The following is a 20,669-nucleotide window of genomic DNA, read 5'->3' on the forward strand; positions in this document are numbered from 1 at the left end:
TGCGACTGGCTCGACGCCCAGGACCCCAAGGTCCTCGCCGACCTGCGCCGGCTCGGGGTCGGGCAGCGCTTCACGGGCCGCGGCTGACGGCAGCGGCCGGACCACACACCGGCCGGCGCCTCTCCTCCCCGCCACCTCACCGTTCGTCGGGCGACGGTCAGTCCCTCGTCCAGAAGCGGAGCTTGTCGGGGTTGAGTACGGCCCAGATGCGATGGATCCGGTCGCCTGTGATGTCGAACGCCATCACCGATACCGTCACGCCATCCCGTTGGGCCACCAGCCCGGGTTGCCCGTTGACCGTACGCTCCACCAGCGTCGCGGCGGCCGTGGCCGCACCGGCCCGGTCGGCGAAGAAGCGTGCGACCTGCTCGGCGCCTTCGACCGGGTGGAGCGCGGCGGTGACGAGTCCGCCGCCGTCGCCGGTGGCCGTGGCGTCGGGGGCCAGCAGGCCGACGAGGGCGTCGATGTCCTTGGCCTCCCATGCCTGTTTGAAGGCCCTGACGACATCGGCGCGCCGGGCTGCCGCGACCGCGTCGGGCCGGGACGCCGCGTCGGGCTGCGCCGCGCGAATGCGCCGGCGGGCAGAAGAGGCCAGTTGACGGCAGGCCTCCGGGGTCCGGCCGACGATCTCGGCCACTTCGGCGAAGGGGTAGCGGAAGACGTCGTGCAGGATGAACGCGACGCGCTCCGCCGGGGTCATCGCCTCCAGCACGACGAGGAAGGCCATGTGGACCGACTCGTCGAGGGTGACCCGGTCGGCCGGGTCGATGACGCCGGCGCCGGCCCGCCCGCTGATCCACTCGGTACGGTCGGGCAGCGGCTCCGGGAGCCATTCGCCCACATAACGCTCGCGTCTGGCCCGCGCCGAGCCGAGCTGGTCCAGGCAGATCCGGCTGGCAACGGTCGTCAGCCAGGCACCGGGGGAGTCGACGGCCGACCGCTGCTGCGGGGACCTGGCGTACCAGCGGGCGTAGGTTTCCTGGACGACATCCTCGGCATCGGCCAGTGAGCCCAACAGCCGGTACGCGAGGTTGGTCAGCTGACGCCGCTCACTCATGACCGCGCTCAGGCCCGGATCGGGCCGGCCCTGTCCCGGCGTGGGGTCGGACGGGTTGTTCATCGTGTCACCGGCTCCTTCGGACGCTCTGCCTCACCCCTTACGACGAGCCGGCGCACGGAATTGTGAGGTCGGGTCGTCGTCGGCACGTCGCCTCACATCTCATGGGGCTGTCTCGTCGTACCGATCAGACCGGCACCGAGGGGCCGGCATCCGATCAGATCGACAAAGGCAGGAAACCGATCGTGGAACCCGTGAACGTGGCGATCATCTACTACAGCTCCACCGGCACCGTACATGCCTTGGCACAAGCGGCCGTTGAGGGTGCGGAGAAGGCCGGCGCCACCGTGCGCCTGCGCAAGGTCGCCGAAACGGCCCCACCGGAGGCGGTCGGCGCCAGGCCGGAGTGGGCCCGGCACCTGGCGGACACCGCCGACGTCGCCGAGGCCGGCCACGACGACCTGGAGTGGGCCGACGCGGTGCTGTTCGGCACCCCCACCCGCTTCGGCAATCCGGCGAGCCAGCTCAGGGCGTTCATCGACACCACCGGCCCGCTGTGGTTCCAGGGCAAGCTCGCGGACAAGGTGTACTCGGCCTTCACCGCATCCAACACCGCCCACGGCGGGCAGGAATCCACCCTGCTGGCCCTGGCGAACACGTTCTACCACTGGGGCGGCATCATCGTTCCGCCCGGCTACACCGACCCCGTCCAGTTCCAGTCGGGCAACCCCTACGGCACCTCCCATGTGACCGCCGACGGCCCGCCCGGTGAGGTGGCCCTGCAGGCCGCCCGCTACCAGGCCCGTCGCGTCGTCGACACCACGGCTTCCCTCAAGGCCGGCCGCGCCGCCTGATCCAGCACGGTTTTCCTACGCGAGAGCGGCCTTCGCCTGCTCCTGTGCTTCGTCACCGGTCACAGGAACCACGCGAAGGCCGTTCTCGCGCCTCTTCCGGGTGGGACTTGTCCCGTCGTGCCCGGACGGAGGCGCCGGCCTCATGCCAAGCCCCTCAATTCCGCAGAAAGTAGGAGCACACATACGGGCCGAGCGACTCGCCCCTGGCGCGCAGGGTCACCTGGACGTCGTCGGGCCGAAGCGCCGGGTGGAGGGCCGCCTGTGCGCGGGCCAGGCTGCAGACCAACTGCCCGTTGCGGAGGCGTGCGTCAGGGGAGAGGTAGGTGTCCGGTGCGTCGAGGGCGACGCGATGGGCGTTTCCGGAGACGCGGTACGAGCCCTCGAACGCCACGAGGTTGGTGAGACCGCTCTTCTGCTCCGATTCGTTCGGGCCGGCCATGAGGAGTTTGATCACCCCGTCGAGGGAGTGCAGCTTCAGGTCGGGCCGGGAGACACCGCGCAGACCCGTGTCCGAGGCGAAGTAGATCCGCAGTCCCCTGGTGAGCCCCGGGACGGGCGGACCGGCGTCGATGACTCCGGTCGGGGTGATCCCGCAGCCGGCGAGGGCCGCGAGGAGCAGCGCCCCGAACGTCAAGGTGCGCACGGTTCTCATTGGGCGTCCTCCGGAGGGGTGCCGGGCAGTCGGAGGGTGAAGCGCGCGCCGCCGTCCGGCCGGTTGGCGGCCGTGATGGTGCCGCCGTGCAACTGGGCGTTCTCCAGGGCGATCGCGCTGCCGAGGCCGCTGCCCTCGGACCGGCTGCGGGCGGTGTCGGCCTTGTAGAAGCGGTCGAAGACGTGCGGCAGGGCTGCGGGGGGCAGGCCGGGGCCGCGGTCCGTGACCTCCACGGTGATCTCGTTGCCCGTAGCGCGGAGTACCACGGCGACGGGCTGGTCCCCGTGCCGCAGCGCATTGCCGACGAGGTTCGCCACCACGACATCGATCCGGCGCCGGTCGACCCGCGCCCGTATCCCGTCGGGAAGATCCGTGTGCACCTGGTCGGTCCAGCCCCGCCGGGTGAGCGTGGACCGGACCAGTTCCGCCAGGTCGGTCTCCGCGGCGTCGAGCGAGACGGTCCTGGCGTCGAAGCGGGAGATCTCGATGAGGTCCTGTACGAGGCGGGTGAGCTGTGCGACCTCCGTACTGACCGTACGGGCGGCCAGGGCCGAGTCGGGCGGCAACTGGTCGGCGTCCTCGTCCAGCACGGTGGAGACCATGGTCATCGCGGCGAGCGGAGTGCGCAGTTCGTGGGAGACGTCCGCCACGAAGCGGCGGGCCCGCTCTTCCTGCGCCCGCAGTTCGGCGACGGAGGTCTGCAGGCTCTCGGCCGTGTGGTTGAACGTCTCGGCGAGCTGGGCGAGTTCGTCCCGGCCCTTGACCGGGACCCGGGCGGAGAGTTCGCCCGCGGCGAGCATCCGGGTCGCCCGGCCCAGGTCCCGTACGGGCCGCAGCACGGTACGGGCGGCGAACAGCGCGAGTCCCGCCGCCAACAGGACGACCGGCACGAGCCCCTCGCGGACGGTCGCCAGCAGCACGGCGATGTCCTCTTCCTCGGCCCGCAGCGGGGCGACGGTGAAGACATCGAGGTCCGAGGTGCGCCCGGTGTCGAAGGCCACGGACGCCCCGACCACCAGGAACGGTTCGCCCCGCCACTCGACGCGCTGGAAGCGCATCCGGCCGGTGGTCCTGACCGCGGTGCGCAGTTCGGGAGTGATCCGGGTCTGGTCCGCGTGGGCATCCGAGGTGGCTGTGAGGCCGTGGTAACGGGCCACGACGACGGCATCGCCGAGTCCGTGCGCGACGCTCGTCGTGAACCGGGCGAGGGTGTCCCGGTCCGGAGGTATGTCGAGGTCGGCGGCCACTTCGCCGACCCGGTTGCGGAAGTCGGTCCGGATCGCGTTCTGGGCCCGTTCCAGGACGGCGTTGCGGGATTCGCGGTAGGCGAGGGCGGTTGCGGTCACCGCGGTGATCAGGGTGACGAGGACGAAGGCGACCACGAGTCGGGTGCGCAGTCCGCCCGTGGGGACCCGGAGGCGTCTCATCGGTGCGTCACAGGGGACCGAAGCGGTAGCCGAAGCCCCGGACGGTCTGGACGTATCGCGGCTTGCCGGGCAGGTCCTCGATCTTGGTGCGCAATCTGCGCACGGCGGCGTCCACCAGTCGTGAGTCGCCCAGGTAGTCGAGGTCCCAGACCGAGGACAGAAGTTGCTCACGGCTGAACACCCGGCCCGGTGCGGCCGACAGTTCCAGCAGCAGCCGCAGCTCCATGGGCGGCAGCGGGATGGGCGTGTCCCGCTTGGTGACGGTCAGGGCGGCCCGGTCGATGACGAGCCCGGCATGGTGCTCTCCCGGCCGGGAGCCGGGTATCGGCTCGGCGCGGCGCAGTGCTGCCCGGATGCGGGCTTCGAGCACCCGGGCCGTGACCGGTTTGACCACGTAGTCGTCGGCACCCGCTTCGAGGCCCGCGACGATGTCCTGGTCGTCGCCGCGGGCGGTGAGCATGATCACCGGGATGGTGCTGCGGGCCCGGATCGCACGGCAGACCTCGAATCCGTCCATCCCGGGCAGCATCAGGTCGAGCACGACGAGCTCGACCGGCTTCTCCGGAAGTCCGGCCAGCAGCGAAAGCGCCTCCTCCCCGGTGCCGGCCACGGACACGTCGTAGTCGTGTCGGCGCAGTACGAGTTCCATCCCGTCGCGTACGGAGAGGTCGTCCTCGATGAGCAGCACATGCGGCATGCCCCTGATTATGCGGGAGCGTTTGCGCATGTCAGGCCGGGTCGGGCGGGGGACGGGCGGCTCGCCGCCGATTGTTACCTCCCCATCATCCAGAGATCCAGGATTCATGATGTGAGCGGCCGAGCGTTGTCGGCATGGACATCCGCACGCCATTGCGTCACGCCGGCCGCCTCCGTCTGGCCGCACTCGTCGCCCTCCCCGTTCTGGTCCTCTCCGCCGCATGCGGGGGAGAGGACGACGGGCTCAAAACCGGTAAGGAAGTCGCTTCCGTTCCCGGGGAAGCTGGCAACGCCTCCTCCGGCAGCAAGAGTTCCGGCCATCAGGGCGGCACGGGCGACAAGGGCGCTTTCTACGACGCCCAGATGAAGTACGTGCAGTGCATGCGCGGGAAGGCCGGCATCAAGGACTTCCCCGACCCGAAGATCAGCGGGTATCTCGACTGGGCGAAGATCGACGAGATCTCTCGGAAACCCGGAAACGAAGAGGTGTCCAAGGGCGGCAAGAACGGCATCTGCGGCAAGGAAATGTCCGCCGCCATGACCCTGGAGCCGAAGCGCGACGTACAGAAGGAGTACGAATCGATGCTGTCGCATGCCACCTGCATGCGGAGGCACGGCGTCTCGAAGTTCGCCAACCCCACGATGTCCGGCGGCAATGTGATCCCCGGCGGCAATGCCAGTCCGGTCGGGGCACCGATCGACTTCGAATCCCCCGTCTACAAGCGCGCCCGCGAGGCGTGCAAGGACAAGCTGCTCGACGGCCTGGACGGCATGCAGTGACGCGCCGCAGGACACTGGTGGCAGCCGGCGCGGTGACGGCCGCCGTCGCACTCGGCGCCGGGACATGGGTTCTCGTAGGGAGCGACCACGACGCACCGGCCGGGAACAAGGGCGATCTGCCGCCCGCCACCACCGAGATCACCCGTACCGACCTGGTACAGAGCAAGACCGTCGACGGACACCTCGACTACGCCCAACGCCGGGCCATCAAGTCACCCGTCGAGGGGACCGTCACCAAGGCCGCTCAGGAAGGCAGGACGGTCGCGGCCGGACAGCGGCTGTACGAGCGGGACGCCCGGCCGGTGATCCTGATGTACGGGCCGACACCGGCGTTCCGGGCGCTGAAGGCCGGCGACCGGGGCCCCGATGTCCTCCAGTTGGAACGCAACCTCCGGGACCTGGGATTCGGCGCCGGCCTGTACGTCGACACCCGCTACGACAGGGGCACCGAAGCCGCGGTCAAGAGCTGGCAGAAAGCGATCGGCATCGAGAACGCGGACGGCCGGGTCGGGAGGGGGGACGTGGTCTTCCAGCCCGGCACGGTACGGGTGGTGTCCGCGGACGCCGCACTCGCCGACCAGATCGGCCCCGAGAAGACCGTACTGACCGTCGCCTCCACCAGACCGGTCGTACGGGCCCGGCTCGACCAGACCGACACCGGCCTGACGGTCCGCGGCACCAAGGTCGAGGTCACCCTGCCCAGTGGGAAGACCGCCGCCGGCAAGGTGGCGGGAACCGCCAGACCGGAGGCACAGGAGGGCTCCGCCGAGCCGAGCCAGGACGGCATCACGGTGGAGATCACCCTCGACCACCCCCGGTCCGCCATGGCCTCCGAGGACCCCAAGGCCACCACCAGCGTCAGGTTCATCAGCGAGAGCCGCAAGAACGTGCTGACCGTACCGGTCGAGGCGGTCGTCGCCCTGCGCGGCGAAAACGGCGGCTACGGCCTGCAACTCGTCCAGGGCCGTACCACCACGATGGTCAGGGTCACCACCGGCATGACCGCCGACGGACGGATCGAGGTCAGCGGCAGCGGCATCCGCGAGGGCATGCGGGTGGGAGTGGCCAAGCAATGACCGTGATCGAACTACGGGCCGTCACCAAGTCCTACCCCGGCGGTGTCCACGCCCTGCGCGGTGTGGACCTCAGCATCGACCGGGGCGAACTCCTCGCCGTCGTCGGCCCGTCCGGCTCCGGGAAGTCGACCCTGCTCAACCTGATCGGCACCCTCGACCGGCCCACGTCGGGCACGGTCCGGGTGGCCGGCCACGACGTGGGCGCGCTGTCCGACAGCCGGCTGTCCGCGCTGCGGGCCCGCCACATCGGCTTCGTGTTCCAGCACTTCCACCTCTCGCCCGGCCGGGACGCGGTCGACAACGTCGCGGACGGCCTGCTCTACGCAGGCGTACCGCTCAAGGAACGGCGGGCACGGGCCCGCCTCGCGCTGGACCGGGTCCGCCTCGGGCACCGGCTCGCGCACCGCCCGCACGAGCTTTCCGGCGGCGAGAAACAACGCGTCGCCATCGCCCGTGCGCTGGTCGGCGAGCCCGACCTGGTGCTCGCCGACGAGCCCACCGGCGCGCTGGACACCGCGTCCGGCCAGCTCGTGATGGAACTCCTCCACGAGCTCCATGCGACGGGCACCACGATCTGCGTGATCACCCATGACCAGGAGATCGCCGCCGCACTTCCCCGGCACATACGGGTCAGGGACGGCGTCGTGGTCTCCGACCGCCGCTCCGCCGAGGCCGCCTCATGACCCGCCCCGCCTTGCCACCCGCCCGCCTCGCGGGGGCCGACATCCTGCGCATCGGGGCCGTCGGGCTGCGCGCCCGCCGGGCCCGCGTCGTGCTCTCCGCCCTCGGCATCGCGATCGGCATCGCCACGATGGTCGCGGTCGTCGGCCTCTCCACATCCAGCCGGGCCGACCTGATGGGCCGGCTCGACCGCCTCGGCACGAACCTGCTCACCGCCGAGGGCGGCAAGGACGCCCTGGGCCAGGAGGTGAAGCTCCCGAAGAACGCCGAAGCCATGGTCGAGCGCATCGGCCCGGTGCAACGGGCCACCGCCATCGGGCAGGTGGACGCCCGGATCCGGCGCAGCGATGTGGTCCCCGAGGACCAGCCGGCCGGAGTCACCGTACAAGCGGCCCGCACGGACCTGCTGACCACGCTCAACGCCCGGACATCCAACGGGCGTTGGTTCGACCGCGCCACCGAGCGGCTCCCCGTCACCGTCCTCGGTGCCGTCGCCGCCGAGCGACTGGGAATCACCGAGCCCGGCGGGAAGATCATGATGAACAACCGCTACGTCGTGGTCATCGGCATCCTCCACCCCGTCGAACTCGTCCCCAACCTCGACCGGGTGGCCCTGGTCGGCTTCCCGGCCGCGGAGGAATACCTGGGATTCGACGGCCACCCCACGACCGTCTTCGAGCGGTCCCCCGATGCCTCGGTCGAGGACGTCCGCGCGGTGCTCGCGCGGACGGTCATGCCCGGCAACGAGGGTTCCGTGAAGGTGTCCCGCCCCTCCGACGCACTGGCGGCGAAGGCCGCCGCGGACCAGGGACTCACCAGCCTGATGCTCGGCCTCGGCGCGGTCGCCCTCCTGGTCGGCGGCGTGGGCGTGGCCAACACCATGGTCATCTCCGTACTGGAACGCCGTCAGGAAATCGGTCTGCGCCGCGCCCTCGGCGCCACCAAGGGCGCCATCCGCCTGCAATTCGTCACCGAGTCACTCCTGCTCTCGGCACTGGGCGGGGTCACGGGCGCAGCACTCGGCGCCGCAGCGACGGCCACCTTCGCCATGGCACAGGATTGGCAGGTGGTCATACCCCTGTGGTCACTCGGCGGCGGCATGGCCGCCACCCTCCTCATCGGCATCCTCGCCGGCCTCTACCCGGCGATCCGGGCCTCCGGTCTCCACCCGACGGTGGCACTGCACGCGACGTGATGTCTGGCCGGGGGAGAGCTGGGGGCGGAGACCAGAGGCCGGGAGCAGAGGGAGACCTACTCGAACTGCTCGAGGCTAGTAATCATCGTCGTCGTCCGGATAGCCCCAGTTGACAGCCACCTTCGCGGACGGTGCCACCTGCTGCACCGCCTGGTGGACGCGGCTCTCGAATGCCGGCTGCCAGCGCCCGAGTCCGCTGATGATCAGCGGGTAGTCGGTGCCACCCACCACCTGGAGTTGCCCTTCCCACTCCTCCACCGCAAGGCGGACCGAGTGGTCCATACCCTCGTGATGTATCACTGCCTCAAGGGCCTTCAGTATCCGCTCCGCCTGTTCCGAGTCGCTCGGCCCGGTGACGGTCAGCTCAAGATCGATGTTGACTGACATGCGGTAAGGCTATGCACAGGGCAGCGGGTTGTCCGGCCTGCCCCGGTCACTGTCCCGGCAGTCGGTTCCGACCGGGCCTCGCCGACCACCACCCGCGAGATGCGGAACGGACGCACGAGTCCGGGGCAGTGAGGGCGGCATCCCGATCAGGGCCGTGTGGACGGAAAACTTGACGGTGGTTGTCAGGTATCACCCCGCATAGTGGTCCCATCGACCCGCACACGATCCGGTCCGGGCCCGTACGAGAGGTGCATCCATGAACGCGTTCGACCCCCGCCCCCAGTTCCTCAACGCCCTCGACCAGTTGGAGAAGCTGCTGAGCGGCCTCGACCCCGCCCTCCTCGGCCGTCCGACCCCTTGCGACGCGTACGACCTGCGGGCACTGCTGAGCCACACCGTTGGCGCGATCCACCGGATCGCCTACATCGGCGAGGGCGGCCGCGGCATGGACCTCCCCGCGGCGGCCGGTGAGATCGCCGACACCGACTGGGCCGGCGCGCTCGGCCGGGCCCGCGCCCGCGCGGCAGCGGCCTGGGCGGACGACGGCAAGCTCGACCGGGAATTCGAGGTTCCGTGGGGTGTGGCCGCGGGCCGGATCGCCCTGAGCGGCTATGTGATGGAGACGGTCACCCATACCTGGGACATCGCCCAGGTCATCGCTCCCGAGGCCGAGTTGGACCAGGAGCTGGGCCGGACGGCCTTCACCATCGCCCAGCAGGTCCTGCCGGCCGAGCCGCGCGGTGGAGAGATGCCGTTCGCCGCGGTCCGTCCCGTCCCGGACGACGCCGACATCCACCGCCGACTCGCCGGCTGGCTCGGCCGCGCGGTCTGACCTCCGGGGCCGGCACCGAACGGAGCGCGGGGCCGGCCCCGGGGCGTGGGCTCGGTGTGTCAGTCGTCGATTGCCTGGTAGAGCGTGGTCCAGAAGTCGTGCATGAGGTGCACCGGGTCCGGGACGGATGCCCCGACCTGGGTGAGCAGGATTCCGGTGAGCTGATGGGCCGGGTCGGCGTAGGTCGAGGTGCCGCTTCCGCCGTCCCAGCCGAACTGGCCGATGGGCGCGTAGTCGCCGCGGTAGGTGCGGACCGCCATCCCGAAGCCCCAGCCGCCGTGCTGCCCTTGGCCGAAGGACACATGGACGTTGTCACGGGCCAGGGCGGTTCGGGCGGCGTTCTGCTCGGGCGTGAGGCGGTTGGTGGTCATCAGCTCGACGGCGGCCCGGGACAGGATGCGTTCGCTCCCGTGCATTCCGCCGTTCAGCAGCATCCGGAAGTAGGCGTGGTAGTCGTCGGCGGTGGAGACCAGCCCGCCACCGCCGCCCGGGAACGCCGGAGCCTGGCTCCACCGTCCCCCCTTGGCCTCGTCCCACACGGTGAACTCGCCGGTCTGCGGGTCGGGAGCGTAGAGGGTCGGCAGCCGGTCGATCTTGTCGGCGGGTACGTGGAAACCGGTGTCCTTCATACCCAGCGGGCCGAAGATGCGTTCACGCAGGAACGTCTCGAACGACTGGCCCGTGACCCTGGCCACGAGCACGCCGACCAGATCGCTGCTGATCTGGTACTGCCAGCGCTCACCGGGCTGGTACATCAGCGGAAGCGTGCCCAGGCGGCGCATCCACTCGTCCGGCTCGGGCATCGGCTCCGGCAGGTTGGGCGTGAGCCCCTGCTCGAAGACCGCGTTCATGATCGGAGTGCCCAGCACGGTCATATCCATGCCCAGCCCGAACGTGGAGGTCAGCACGTCCCGCACGGTGATCGGACGCCGCGCCGGCACGGTGTCGTCCAGCGGGCCGTCGATCCGCTTCAGCACCCGACGGTCGGCCAGCTCCGGCAGCCACGGCTCCACCGGGTCGTCGAGGCGCAGCCGGCACTCGTCGAGCAGAACCATCGCCGCCGCTATCGAGACCGGCTTGGACGTCGAGGCCATCCGGAAGATCGTGTCCCGGCGCATCGGCGCGCCACCGTCATGACGCATCGTCCCGACCGTTTCGACGTGTGTCTCACCGCCCCGGCCGACCAGGGCGACGAGTCCGGGAATCTTTCCCGACTCCACATGCCGTGCCAGCACATCGCGGACCCTGCGCAGCCCCGTAGCGGAGAAGCCGCTGTGCTGGTCGGTAAGGGTGACGGACATGGTGGTGTGCTCCTTTGATGGAAGAGAGGGGTATATCTACGAGACGGGTGTCTATGGGACAGGTATGGGACGGACGGGTAGGGAAGGCGGGTAGGGAACAGGCGGGTGGTACGTCGCCGTACTTGTGGGCGCCCGGGGTGTCTGGAGTGCGGTCGGTCATTGGATTGGCACCCGGGGTGTCTGGAATGCGGTCGGTCATTGGGCTGGCGCCCGAGTGTCTGGATTGCTCAAGTCGCCTCGCCCGAAGGGATCTCGCCCTCCGCCGGCCCGGACCGGGTGAGGAGAGTGGACCGCCGGCAGCCGAGCCGGTCGGCGATCACCTCCAGCACCTGTTGCAGATCGCGTGACATGCGGGCACGCAGGCCGAGCTCGGCGATCCCGTCCGCGAACCCTGGATGGTCCGGGACGACCCGGTGGACGCGATGGGTCACCAGGGTGCCTGCGGGGCAGGCGGTGGCGGTGTGGACGCCGGCGTACCAGCTCTGCACCGCCACCCTGGACCGGGCCCGGTCCACCTGGATATCCACCGGCTCCACAGGCCCGGCGAGCTCGGCGCGGTAGGCATCGGCGCCGGGCCCGGTCACAACGGTCATGGCCCCCTGTCGTGCCGCCGAGGCCCTGGCCAGCAGCAGCAAGTTGTCATCGCCCACCCGCCCTTCGGCGACGGCGAGCAGAAGCGCGGCGACCGCCTCAACGGGCGCGGCGAGTGTCCCGGCCACTTCCCATCGGAAGGGCAGCGCGTCCAACTCGGTGAGTAGGGAAGACGTCGTGTGCATGGGGATGAGCCTCGCCGCGGCGGCCTGTCCGGGACAAGGCACACCGCGCCTTCCGGGACACCAGACATCCCACCAGTGCCCGTCTGACCTGCGCTGTTACGCCAACGGACGGCTGTTGCACGGGTGTCCCGGGACGGGACGGGACGGGACACCCGGGAGGGGACGGGACACCGGGGACACACCCGGCCGGACCCAGTCAGGTCCCCCGGGCGATGACCCCACGCGCGCCGGCACCAGATCCTCCCTTAGCCGCTCGGCTAGTTCACCGAGCACTTTGCCAGCCTTTCTCCAGGTCCGGTCCAGAGCGCTGATCTCAGACGGCCTGGAGTGGACCAAGTCGGACGTCAAGTGGTCCAGGGCGGCTTCAGCCGTTCTCGGAGGCGCGGAGGATGCCGGGGAGCTCGTCCATCCAAGCGAGCACCGCTCTCTCGTAGTGGATGCCGAACCGCAGCGTACTGCGCTGGTACCTGTCGAACAGGGGATCGGCGTCGAACTCCTCGTACCGGCGCAGCCGTTCCGCATGGGCCGAGCGGTGTGCGGCGACGTACTCCAGCAGCCGGTCGTCGTCCAGGAACTGGCCGAAGGACAGGGTCAGCAGCAGGGGATAGCGGATGTTCTCCGGGCCCGGGGGTACGGCGAGCCATTCGGCGAAGGCCGCGCGTCCGGAATCGGTGAGGCGGTACGGGCGGGCCGATCTCGCCCGGATGGGCTGGGCCTGCACCATGCCGCGCTCCTCCAGCCTGGCCAGCTCCCGATATGCCTGACTTCGCGTCACCGTCCAGAAGTCGCCGATGAACGTGCGTGCCGCGTCCCAGAGTTGGTAGCCGGTCGCCTCGCCGCCGTGAAGGAGACCGAGCAGCGCGGCGGCCGTCGGATTCACGTCGTTCACCAAGACCCCCTTGACGCTCCACAGTGGACGTTCCACTATGGACGATTATAGGGACCTGAGATCCTTCCGCAGGTTCCGCATGAGCGGCCCCCTCGCCAAGCAGGCAGAGGATGCCGTCCCATGCTTGCCAGTCGTCATACGGGGGTGTCATGACGGGCAGGAAGAAGCGCGGTCCGGCGAGCACCGGCAGAGTGAGCCACCGGCGCAGAGGTGTGGTCGGTCTTCTGGTGCTGCTCATCGGATGGGTCGGCCTCGCCGGCCCGTCTCCGGCCGCCACGGGGGCAAGGCCGAACGCGGCACCGGCCGCGTTCGGCCTTGCGGCGGATCCTCCGTACGGCGATCCGATGTTCACGTACCTCTACGAGGGACGGATCTTCGACGGGTACGACTCCACAGCACGCGCCGGTGTGAACTATGCCGTCGCATGGCTCAGGGTCACCGACTACACGGCCAGGGAATTGCGGATCTTCGACAAGGAGCTCTTCTCCCGGTTCGACCGCCGCCGCGGCAAGTGGGACGACGTGATCTACCGCAAGTTACGCACGGCGGGCGAGATCCAGCAGGAAGATCCCGGGCTCTTCCGTCAACTCGAAGAGCGCGGACTGCGGCGCGACGACGTCACGCTGCAGGTGGTGGCCCGGAGCGCCCGGTACCGCGGTGAAGCGGTCGGGCATTCCGAGGAACTCATCCTTCGGCGCTTGGGAGAAATCGAGTACACCTTCAAGCGGCTGAAGGCCCATGCCTCACTCGAGCAGATCGAGAAGGAACTGCAGACCAAGCACGGGGTGGACATCACCCCGGAGCGGCTGATCGGCGGCGCGTCCGAGCGAGCGCCCTGCGATTACGCGGGGGGACCGCGATGCGCTCGATACTCCAAGGACATGAAATTCCTGGTGCCGTACGGGACCAAGGAGGAGCAGCGGAAGGCCACCGCTCACGTCAAGGAGCTGATTCAACAGCAGAACGAGTGGCGGGACCGGAACGGGGACGGGCTGTTCGACCCACCATCGACCGGGGCCTCGACCCCCACAAGCGGTCCGAAGGGAAACAGCGACTCCAGATCGCCGCGGCAGGTGGCGGCCGGAGCCTCGATCGGTGCCCCCGGCGGTATCGACTTCACGACCGTCGAGTTGCGGTACCTCTCGGCGTATCCAGGAGATCGGCTCGGGTTCGCCTATGGGTTCACCGCACAACGGGGCGCCGGGAAGAATGCTGCCACTGGCCTGCAGAGTCTGCGTGAGACGTCCGACGCGTTCTATGTCTGGCTGGCCCTCGACCCATCGAAGCTCTGGGTGAACCTGAATCCCAACGAGCCCGACCGGATCATCGACAAGCAGCTCGGCCGTACCGATGCCGGAAAGATCCTCCTCGAGGCCGACCTGCGGCTGAAGGGGATCGAGGCAAACCTTCTCTATCGGAATACCGCGGCCGCGAGCGAGTACTGGAAGCGGATCCGAAACCTCAACGTTCGGTGCTTCGATCGTCGTCTGTGGATCACACCCGGAGAGGCCAAGGTCTATACGGAAGGCGACGAACTCTACATCCTCGACGCGCCGTTGAAGGTGCAAGCCGAACCGATGAGCATCGGGAAGACCGGAAACCGCAGCCATCAGGGATGTCCCCGTCTGTCCGAGGACGCCGAGGCCAGCATCTCCGCCGCCTACGATGCTCTGGTCCTGCCCGGGATTGTGCGAGAGGTCAATAAGGGCCCCGAGTACGCCGCCTTGCGGCGGGTCTACCTCAGCCGGGTCGCCGCCGAGTGGATCCGCCGGCGGACCGCGGTTCGGGAGACGGGATATGAATACGTCATCGACAGCGGCGATGTCTCCAGGTGGAGCTCAAAACGACAGTGGTCTCCGCATTCCGTCTTCGAACGTTACGTGACGTATTACGACAGGATGGCGGCCTGTCGTACCTGCACGAGGGAGAAGCTGTACCGCATCGCGTCCGGTGGCGTCGACTTCGGCCGGGTCGTCCAGCACAACGTGAGCAAGGCCGAATTCGACGCGAAATGGCGCCACTTGGCGGCAGGTCGGGCGTACCTGAAAGGCGCCAGCGTGTCCCAGCCGAAGTCCGGCGCCGAAGCCGCGCCCTTCAAACCGAACCCACCGGATTCAGCGAGCCCTTGGGCGCTGCTTTCGGACCTCGCCGGATCCAACCGGCATCTGGGCATCGAGCTGATCGTCGTCGGCGTCTTGGCGCTACTCGTCGGCTGGCGGATCGTCGACCGTCGACGTTCCACCAGGACTGATCTACCCATGCATGATCCCCCCGTGCAGGACTGATCCCCCCCATGCGCGACGGTTCAGTGACTTTCTGACGGCCATGGATGTGGTTCAGGTCGAACGGCTGACCCGGCGCGCCGCCAAAGAGGGAGCTCACGCGTGACCACACCACCAGATGCCGTCCCACCGACCCCGTCTCGGACACCCATTCTGCGAGATCGGCGCAACTGGATCGCTTTCGTCATCGGCCTGGCCGTCATCGTCACCGGAGCCGTCCTGGTATGGCCGAAGGGTGCGCCGGAGGCCGGCCCGAAGGTGCCGGACGACTTCTGCTCGTTCATCGGCGAGGAGACGCTCGCCAAGTACGTCCCGAGTGCCGAGCTGCGCCACAGCGCGGACACGCCGATGGGCTACGTCAATTGCACTGCCCGTTCGCCGTCCGGTGACGTCTTCCTCAACATCTCTCTTTCGCGAGGACTGGGCCGTGCTGATCCACTCCTCCCCAAATTCTGCCGGCAGATGAGATGGACCCACGAGGATGCCCACGTCATAGGGCCCACCGAAACAGCCGAGTTCGGCGACCACATGTGTGGCGTCGTCGACATCGATCAGTACGACCGCGGCGCGATGTTCTATGTCGCCCGGGGTGGTGACCTGCTCGATGTCAGCTACAAGCTTCGAGCCGGGGACCGAAAGGACATCCTGCCGCGCGCGTTGGAGCTGACGCGGCGGGTACTCGCCAAAGTTCGATAACGGGAGACTCACGTATGGCAACGCCAGCAGGATCCGGCAATCCGTCCCGGACCGGGACACCCTTCCTCCGAGACCGACGCAAGTGGATGCCGCTCGCAGCCGGGGCGGTGGTCGTCATCGCCGGAATCGTACTCGTGTGGCCGAAAGGCCGACTGGAAGAGGTGCCGGACGACCTTTGCGCCGCTCTCGGCAAGGAGACGCTCGCCAAGTACGTCCCAGACCCCAAGACGCTGCCCGACAAGATCGGGACCGACCTCGCCTATTGCAAATCCAAGTCGCCCTCCGGTGACTTCAGACTCAACATCGAACTCTCGCGGAACGAAGACAGCGAGGAAAGCTACACCGACCTGTGCCGGAAGCTGAAGTCGCGTAGGGAAATGAAGGCGGAGGACCTGATCAAGCCGTCCGAAACGGCCGAGTTCGGTGATCAGATGTGCGGTTGGATCTCCGCCGTGCGCAATAAGTCGGGTGTCGGTTCACTGCCGAACGCCAGCACCGTCCATGTCCTTCATGGCGACGACGAAGTCTTCATCATGTATGAGGGCGGGTCGGGGAGCAGGAGCTACCAACTACGGCACACGCTGGACCTGACGCGGTCGATCCTCGCGAAGCTTGACTGACTGCGTCAGGCTCTTGCGGGCTTGCGGGCTTGCGGGCTTGCGGGCTTGCGGGCTTGCGGGCTTGCGGGCTTGCGGGCTTGCGGGCTTGCGGGCTTGCGGGCATGCGGGCATGCGGGCATGCGGCGAGTTGAGCTGGCCTGTTGGTGGGGCAGTGCGCTTGCGAAAGCCAGTACCTCCTTCGCCGACACGCCAGGCTCGGCTGATCCTGGGGGGAACGAGAAGGGCGCCCCGCTTCGGTGCCGCGCTGGTCGATGAGCACGGTCGGTGCGGTGCACGGAACGCGCTCACGCCTCCAGGCCGAGGGCGGCGTTCATGGAGGAGCAGGACCGGCGCAAGAGCGTGGGAAGTGCGCCCGGTGTGCAGTCGGGCAGCCATTCATCCAGGGCGCAGCGCCAGGCGGCCACGAAGAACTCGATGAGGAGCCGCAGTTCGAGAGGGTTCTGGCCGTCGAATCGGCGCGCGATCTCGGCCTGGACCTCGGCGCAGTGCCGCAGCGTGTACCCGTCGAGTGCGGGTGAGTCGGCGATCAGTCGGAGCGTGAGCGGGAAGCGCCGGTACCAGTCCTCGTCCATGCGCTCCAGAGTGGTCAGCATGGCGCCCAGGAGGACGTCGGCCAGCGGCCCGGACTTCGCGGTGCCGTCCAGGACTTCCAGGTAGACGTCCCAGAGCTCCTTGACGGCGGTGAGCGCCACGTCCTCCTTGGAGCGGAAGTTGCGAAAGAAGGTCCGCCGGGACACCTCCACCTGATCCAGCAGCGCGTCCAGCGGCGTGCTGTCGAATCCGCGCTCACCGAAGAGCGTGACGGCGGTATCGACCAGCGCCTGGCGAGTGCGCTGCTTCTTGCGTTCGCGCAAGGTGACGGGCTGTTCGGAGGTGTTCATCACGAGCACTTTACCAAGTACGCCAAGCTCGCGCGTATGCTCTACTGGAGCAAACGCCACACTGTGGCACTACAGCCCTGTGGCACTCATTGAGAGGGATATTCCTGTGCGCGCACTCGTCGTCGACCACACCTCACCCGGCCACCTGTCACTGACGGACGTCCCCGCTCCCCGGCCCGCCGCCCACGAGGCGCTCGTACGGGTCGAGGCGGTCTCGCTGAACTTCGGAGAGGTCCTTGAGGCGACCCGTCCCGAGATGCCGGACGGCACTGTGCTCGGCTGGGACGCGGCCGGCGTGGTCGTCCAGGCGGCCGCCGACGGCTCGGGTCCGGCCGAAGGAGAGAGGGTCGTCACCGTCGGCGAGACCGGCTGGGCCGAATTGCGGGCCACACCCGCCGCCCTGCTCGGCACCGCGCCGAAGGACGCCGATCCCGGCGCACTGAGCACCGTCCCCGTGGCCGGCCTGAGCGCCCTGCACGTACTGCGCCGGATGGGATCGCTCCTCGGTCGCCGCGTGATGGTCACCGGTGCTTCCGGCGGCGTCGGCCGTTACGCCGTCCAGTTGGCCGCCCGCGCGGGCGCGCACGTCGTTGCCATCAGCCGGAATCCCGCCCAGGCGGACGGGCTGCGAGCCCTGGGCGCCCACGAGGTCCACCCCGAGCCGGCCGCCGTGGAGCAGCCCGTGTCGGCCGTTCTCGACAACGTCGGCGGACCGCACCTCGTCGATGCCTTCGCCTCCCTGTCGGCCGGCGGCACCCTCTTCAGCGTGGGCCGCTCCTCCGAGGTCGACGCGATGCTGTCACCGGAGGCCCTGCTGGGCACCGAGGGACGGCACGACCGGTCGATCCGCACTTTCTTCCTCTTCGCCGACCCCAGCACCGACTTCTCGGCGGATCTGACCTGGCTGGCCGGAGAGATCGCCGCCGGCCGCCTCGACCCAGGCATCAGCTGGCGCGGGTCGTGGACTCGCCACGCCGAGGCAGTACAGGTTCTGCTCGACCGCCGCCTCCACGGCAAAGCCGTCCTCGACCTTGAGTAACCGGCCGGTGTGACGTCGTCATCACCTCCGCCGGTGCTGTACGTGCTGTACGACGCCGGCGGAGGTTGCAGACTCCGGTGGTCGTCGCGTTCGGAGCCTGTTGACTTCGCCGCAGCGTCATGCGCCTTCGAAAGGTCCGGTGCGCCGAAAGGGCCGGTGCGCCGCGTGAAAGCGTCAGTCGGGGAGAAACTCCCGGGCATGGTCGTGTGCCCACTGGGCGAAGGTGCGAGCCGGGGCCCCAGTGGCCTCCTCGGCTGTGGGCATCGGACCAGCCGCCGTCGGATCGAATTCCGCCGTCGGATCGAATTCCGTCGTCGGATCGGATTCCTTCGTCGGATCGAATTCCTTCGCCGGGTCGGATTCCTGGAGTGCCTGTAGGTCCGTCTGGCCGCCTGAATAGTCCTCGAAACCGAGCAGGAAGTCCGCGTTCGCCGCGGCGAATCCGCCTTGCCTGCGGTAGTTCTCCCGTGCCTCTTCCCGGCTGACGACTTCACAACGGATCGGACGTCCGATGGCCTCGGCGATCAGTTCGACCTGTCGACGATGCGACAGCATTTCGGGGCCGTTGAGGGTGTAAGCCCGTCCGCAGTGTCCGTCCTCCAACAGAGCCAGGGTCGCGACATCGGCGATGTCCTGCTCATGCACCGGGTACCAGGCCACTTCGGGGTTGGGGTCGCGTACCACACCCTCGGCACGGATGGAGGGGCCCCACAGGGCCAGCTTGTTCAGCGCGAACTCGCCGGGGCGCACATGCGTCCACTCCAGGCCCGACTCTTCTACGGCCCGCTCGACCGGCACGTGGAAGTCGTTGTCGAAGCCCGTCGTGACAGCTCCGGAGGAGAGCACCACGATACGGCGCACGCCGGCCTGTCGTGCCAAGGCAACCACTTCCCGTGCCGTTTCCGCGACCGGGAAGAGATACATCCGGTCGACGCCCTTCAACGCGTCGGCGAGCGACTCCGGTTGCAAGAGATCGCCTGCAACCACGCGTACGGCCTCCGGGAATCCCGCCGTGTGTGGACTGCGGGTCAGAGCCCGCACCTCCGCGCCGGACCCAACGAGTTGCCGGACCACGTTCCGGCCCACATTACCGGTGGCTCCGGTCACCAAGATCGCCACAATGCTCCTTCCGATCGTCACTGCTCACGGGACGACTCACCACGACGCTCACTACGAGGCATCACTACGAGAGGCCAGCAGGCCGCACGTTGAACCGACCGACGAACCCAGCTGTCCTACCAGGCAGGCAGGCAGGCAGGCAGGCCGGCCACGGCGGCGAGAATGGCACGCAGCGGGGGAGCAGCTCTAGTCTCCCGCCGCATGCATGGCGAAACATCAGTAAGCAACGCCGCCCGTAAGCAACGCCCGTAAGAACGTCAGTAAGAAGCGTCAGTGACTCGGCGGTGTCTCCCAGATCAGTGGACCGCCGTTCCCGGCACGCTCCGGGAGGGGGCCTCAGGGCTGCTCGGGGCCGGGTGCGACCGTCAGGACGATCTTCCCCGTGGTGCGGCCGGTTTCGCCCAACGCGTGGGCCTCGGCGGCCTGTTCGAGGGGGCACGCCGCGTCGACGATCACCCGCAGGCGGCCGTCCTCGACCAGGGCGCTGATCTCGCGCAGCCCCTGCTGGTCGGGTTCGACGAGCATGAACACCGCTTGTACGCCGGCCTTCTCCGCCTGCTGGAGGGGGAAGGTGTCGTCCGGCGGCAGCAGGGAGATGAGGATGCCGCCCCGGCGCAGGGTGCGCAGGGAGCGTGTCCAGTTGGGACCGCCGATGCTGTCGAGGGCGACATCGACGTCGCGGACGGTGCCGGCGACGTCCTGGGTTCGGTAGTCGATGAGCTCGTCGGCACCGAACGTGCGCAGCAGGTCGTGCTTGGCGGCGCTGGCGGTGGCGATGACGTACGCGCCGCGGGCCTTGGCGATCTGTACGGCCAGGTGACCGACACCGCCGGCCGCGGCATGGATCAGCACGCGCTGCCCCGGCTGGACATGAGCGGTGTCGACCAGGGCCTGCCAGGCGGTGAGCGCGGCCAGCGGCATGGCGCCGGCCTGGATGGGGTCGAGGCCGCGTGGGCGCGGGGCGAAGTGGCGGGCCGGTGCCGTGACGTACTCGGCATACGCGCCCGCCGGGTACGGGAAGCGAGGCATCCCGAACACCTCGTCGCCGGGCTGGAAGATCGTCACGCCGGCGCCGACGGCCTCGACGGCTCCGGCCACGTCGAAGCCGAGGATGAAGGGAGGTGTCGCTCCGGTGGCGAACACGCCGCGCTCGCGGGTCTTCCAGTCGGCGGGGTTCACGCCCGCCGCGCGCACACGGACCAGGATCTCGCCCCGGCCCGGCTCCGGTCGCTCGGTCTCGACGACCTTGAGGACGTCGGGGGCTCCGGCCCTGTCCTGGGACACGGCGCGCATGGTCGAAGGGGTGGTGCTGGGCTGGGTCATGAAGGCGTTCCTTCTCCGGGGGCGTAGCGGGTTCTCGTGCCGGTGGTCCCGACACGGCCCCAGACTGGCCGGTCGGCAACGCCCCTGGTGGTGGCGTGATGGCCAG

General features: G+C 69.0%; 21 protein-coding genes. 10 read left to right on the forward strand and 11 right to left on the reverse strand.

The window, feature by feature from the left end; translation table 11 throughout:
• Positions 1-157: 157 nt before the first annotated feature.
• The gene (gene sigJ / locus ACFV1J_RS00005; protein WP_385854884.1) at positions 158-1,120 is read right to left on the reverse strand and encodes an RNA polymerase sigma factor SigJ; all 963 of its coding nucleotides are present in this window, start codon (positions 1,118-1,120) and stop codon (positions 158-160) included.
• Positions 1,121-1,299: 179 nt separating this feature from the next.
• Here sigJ and wrbA point away from each other — a divergent pair, with 179 nt between their 5' ends.
• The gene (gene wrbA, locus ACFV1J_RS00010) at positions 1,300-1,911 is read left to right on the forward strand and encodes an NAD(P)H:quinone oxidoreductase (RefSeq protein ID WP_385855408.1); all 612 of its coding nucleotides are present in this window, start codon (positions 1,300-1,302) and stop codon (positions 1,909-1,911) included.
• 154 nt (positions 1,912-2,065) lie between these two features.
• On the opposite strand, the gene ACFV1J_RS00015 is transcribed toward wrbA, so the two are convergent.
• The 3 genes from ACFV1J_RS00015 to ACFV1J_RS00025 are packed head-to-tail and all read right to left on the reverse strand — an operon-like array spanning position 2,066 to position 4,687.
• Positions 2,066-2,554 carry a hypothetical protein gene (locus ACFV1J_RS00015; RefSeq protein WP_385854885.1) on the reverse strand — a complete coding sequence of 163 codons (489 nt, stop codon included), beginning with the start codon at positions 2,552-2,554 and terminating at the stop codon, positions 2,066-2,068.
• 5 nt (positions 2,555-2,559) lie between these two features.
• A complete protein-coding gene (locus tag ACFV1J_RS00020; protein ID WP_385854886.1) occupies positions 2,560-3,990 on the reverse strand; it encodes an ATP-binding protein in 1,431 nt (476 codons plus the stop codon).
• Positions 3,991-3,997: 7 nt separating this feature from the next.
• Positions 3,998-4,687: a response regulator gene (locus ACFV1J_RS00025; protein WP_385854887.1), complete on the reverse strand. Its 690-nt coding sequence runs from the start codon at positions 4,685-4,687 to the stop codon at positions 3,998-4,000.
• A 134-nt stretch (positions 4,688-4,821) separates the two neighbouring features.
• Between ACFV1J_RS00025 and ACFV1J_RS00030 the strand changes: the two genes are divergently transcribed.
• From ACFV1J_RS00030 to ACFV1J_RS00045, 4 genes are read left to right on the forward strand one after another with little or no spacing between them, the layout of a single operon-like run.
• The gene (locus ACFV1J_RS00030; protein WP_385854888.1) at positions 4,822-5,466 is read left to right on the forward strand and encodes a hypothetical protein; all 645 of its coding nucleotides are present in this window, start codon (positions 4,822-4,824) and stop codon (positions 5,464-5,466) included.
• 17 nt (positions 5,467-5,483) lie between these two features.
• Positions 5,484-6,542 (forward strand): peptidoglycan-binding protein, encoded by a 1,059-nt coding sequence (locus tag ACFV1J_RS00035; protein WP_385854889.1) that lies wholly within the window; start codon positions 5,484-5,486, stop codon positions 6,540-6,542.
• Positions 6,539-7,225 (forward strand): ABC transporter ATP-binding protein, encoded by a 687-nt coding sequence (locus ACFV1J_RS00040; protein ID WP_385854890.1) that lies wholly within the window; start codon positions 6,539-6,541, stop codon positions 7,223-7,225. The genes ACFV1J_RS00035 and ACFV1J_RS00040 overlap by 4 nt, the downstream gene beginning before the upstream one ends.
• A complete protein-coding gene (locus tag ACFV1J_RS00045) occupies positions 7,222-8,418 on the forward strand; it encodes an ABC transporter permease (RefSeq protein WP_385854891.1) in 1,197 nt (398 codons plus the stop codon). Before ACFV1J_RS00040 ends, ACFV1J_RS00045 begins: the two co-directional genes overlap by 4 nt.
• Before the next feature lie 75 nt (positions 8,419-8,493).
• On the opposite strand, the gene ACFV1J_RS00050 is transcribed toward ACFV1J_RS00045, so the two are convergent.
• On the reverse strand, positions 8,494-8,805 hold the full coding sequence (locus ACFV1J_RS00050) for a hypothetical protein (protein WP_385854892.1): 312 nt from the start codon (positions 8,803-8,805) through the stop codon (positions 8,494-8,496).
• Positions 8,806-9,061: 256 nt separating this feature from the next.
• Here ACFV1J_RS00050 and ACFV1J_RS00055 point away from each other — a divergent pair, with 256 nt between their 5' ends.
• Positions 9,062-9,637 carry a TIGR03086 family metal-binding protein gene (locus tag ACFV1J_RS00055; protein WP_385854893.1) on the forward strand — a complete coding sequence of 192 codons (576 nt, stop codon included), beginning with the start codon at positions 9,062-9,064 and terminating at the stop codon, positions 9,635-9,637.
• 59 nt (positions 9,638-9,696) lie between these two features.
• Here the strand turns inward: ACFV1J_RS00055 and ACFV1J_RS00060 are convergent, their stop codons facing one another.
• The 3 genes from ACFV1J_RS00060 to ACFV1J_RS00070 all read right to left on the reverse strand — a co-directional run bounded on the left by ACFV1J_RS00060 (position 9,697) and on the right by ACFV1J_RS00070 (position 12,603).
• Positions 9,697-10,938 carry a serine hydrolase domain-containing protein gene (locus tag ACFV1J_RS00060; RefSeq protein WP_385854894.1) on the reverse strand — a complete coding sequence of 414 codons (1,242 nt, stop codon included), beginning with the start codon at positions 10,936-10,938 and terminating at the stop codon, positions 9,697-9,699.
• 227 nt (positions 10,939-11,165) lie between these two features.
• Complete coding sequence (locus tag ACFV1J_RS00065; protein ID WP_385854895.1) at positions 11,166-11,714, reverse strand: hypothetical protein; 549 nt, start codon at positions 11,712-11,714, stop codon at positions 11,166-11,168.
• A 364-nt stretch (positions 11,715-12,078) separates the two neighbouring features.
• Positions 12,079-12,603 carry a PadR family transcriptional regulator gene (locus ACFV1J_RS00070; RefSeq protein WP_385854896.1) on the reverse strand — a complete coding sequence of 175 codons (525 nt, stop codon included), beginning with the start codon at positions 12,601-12,603 and terminating at the stop codon, positions 12,079-12,081.
• 149 nt (positions 12,604-12,752) lie between these two features.
• Between ACFV1J_RS00070 and ACFV1J_RS00075 the strand changes: the two genes are divergently transcribed.
• The 3 genes from ACFV1J_RS00075 to ACFV1J_RS00085 all read left to right on the forward strand — a co-directional run bounded on the left by ACFV1J_RS00075 (position 12,753) and on the right by ACFV1J_RS00085 (position 16,201).
• Positions 12,753-14,888 (forward strand): hypothetical protein, encoded by a 2,136-nt coding sequence (locus tag ACFV1J_RS00075; RefSeq protein WP_385854897.1) that lies wholly within the window; start codon positions 12,753-12,755, stop codon positions 14,886-14,888.
• A 99-nt stretch (positions 14,889-14,987) separates the two neighbouring features.
• Positions 14,988-15,581, forward strand: a complete 594-nt coding sequence (locus tag ACFV1J_RS00080; protein ID WP_385854898.1) for a hypothetical protein — start codon at positions 14,988-14,990, stop codon at positions 15,579-15,581.
• 86 nt (positions 15,582-15,667) lie between these two features.
• The gene (locus tag ACFV1J_RS00085) at positions 15,668-16,201 is read left to right on the forward strand and encodes a hypothetical protein (protein ID WP_385854899.1); all 534 of its coding nucleotides are present in this window, start codon (positions 15,668-15,670) and stop codon (positions 16,199-16,201) included.
• Between the two features lie 284 nt (positions 16,202-16,485).
• Here ACFV1J_RS00085 and ACFV1J_RS00090 read toward each other — a convergent pair whose 3' ends face one another.
• Positions 16,486-17,082 carry a TetR/AcrR family transcriptional regulator gene (locus ACFV1J_RS00090; protein WP_385854900.1) on the reverse strand — a complete coding sequence of 199 codons (597 nt, stop codon included), beginning with the start codon at positions 17,080-17,082 and terminating at the stop codon, positions 16,486-16,488.
• A gap of 106 nt (positions 17,083-17,188) precedes the next feature.
• Here ACFV1J_RS00090 and ACFV1J_RS00095 point away from each other — a divergent pair, with 106 nt between their 5' ends.
• A complete protein-coding gene (locus ACFV1J_RS00095; RefSeq protein ID WP_385854901.1) occupies positions 17,189-18,121 on the forward strand; it encodes a zinc-binding dehydrogenase in 933 nt (310 codons plus the stop codon).
• Between the two features lie 174 nt (positions 18,122-18,295).
• Here the strand turns inward: ACFV1J_RS00095 and ACFV1J_RS00100 are convergent, their stop codons facing one another.
• Both ACFV1J_RS00100 and ACFV1J_RS00105 read right to left on the reverse strand, forming a co-directional pair.
• On the reverse strand, positions 18,296-19,240 hold the full coding sequence (locus ACFV1J_RS00100) for an NAD(P)H-binding protein (RefSeq protein WP_385854902.1): 945 nt from the start codon (positions 19,238-19,240) through the stop codon (positions 18,296-18,298).
• 336 nt (positions 19,241-19,576) lie between these two features.
• Positions 19,577-20,563 (reverse strand): NADP-dependent oxidoreductase, encoded by a 987-nt coding sequence (locus tag ACFV1J_RS00105; protein WP_385854903.1) that lies wholly within the window; start codon positions 20,561-20,563, stop codon positions 19,577-19,579.
• Between the last annotated feature and the right edge of the window lie 106 nt (positions 20,564-20,669).

The organism is Streptomyces sp. NPDC059649, from assembly GCF_042734445.1.
Classification (GTDB): domain Bacteria; phylum Actinomycetota; class Actinomycetes; order Streptomycetales; family Streptomycetaceae; genus Streptomyces.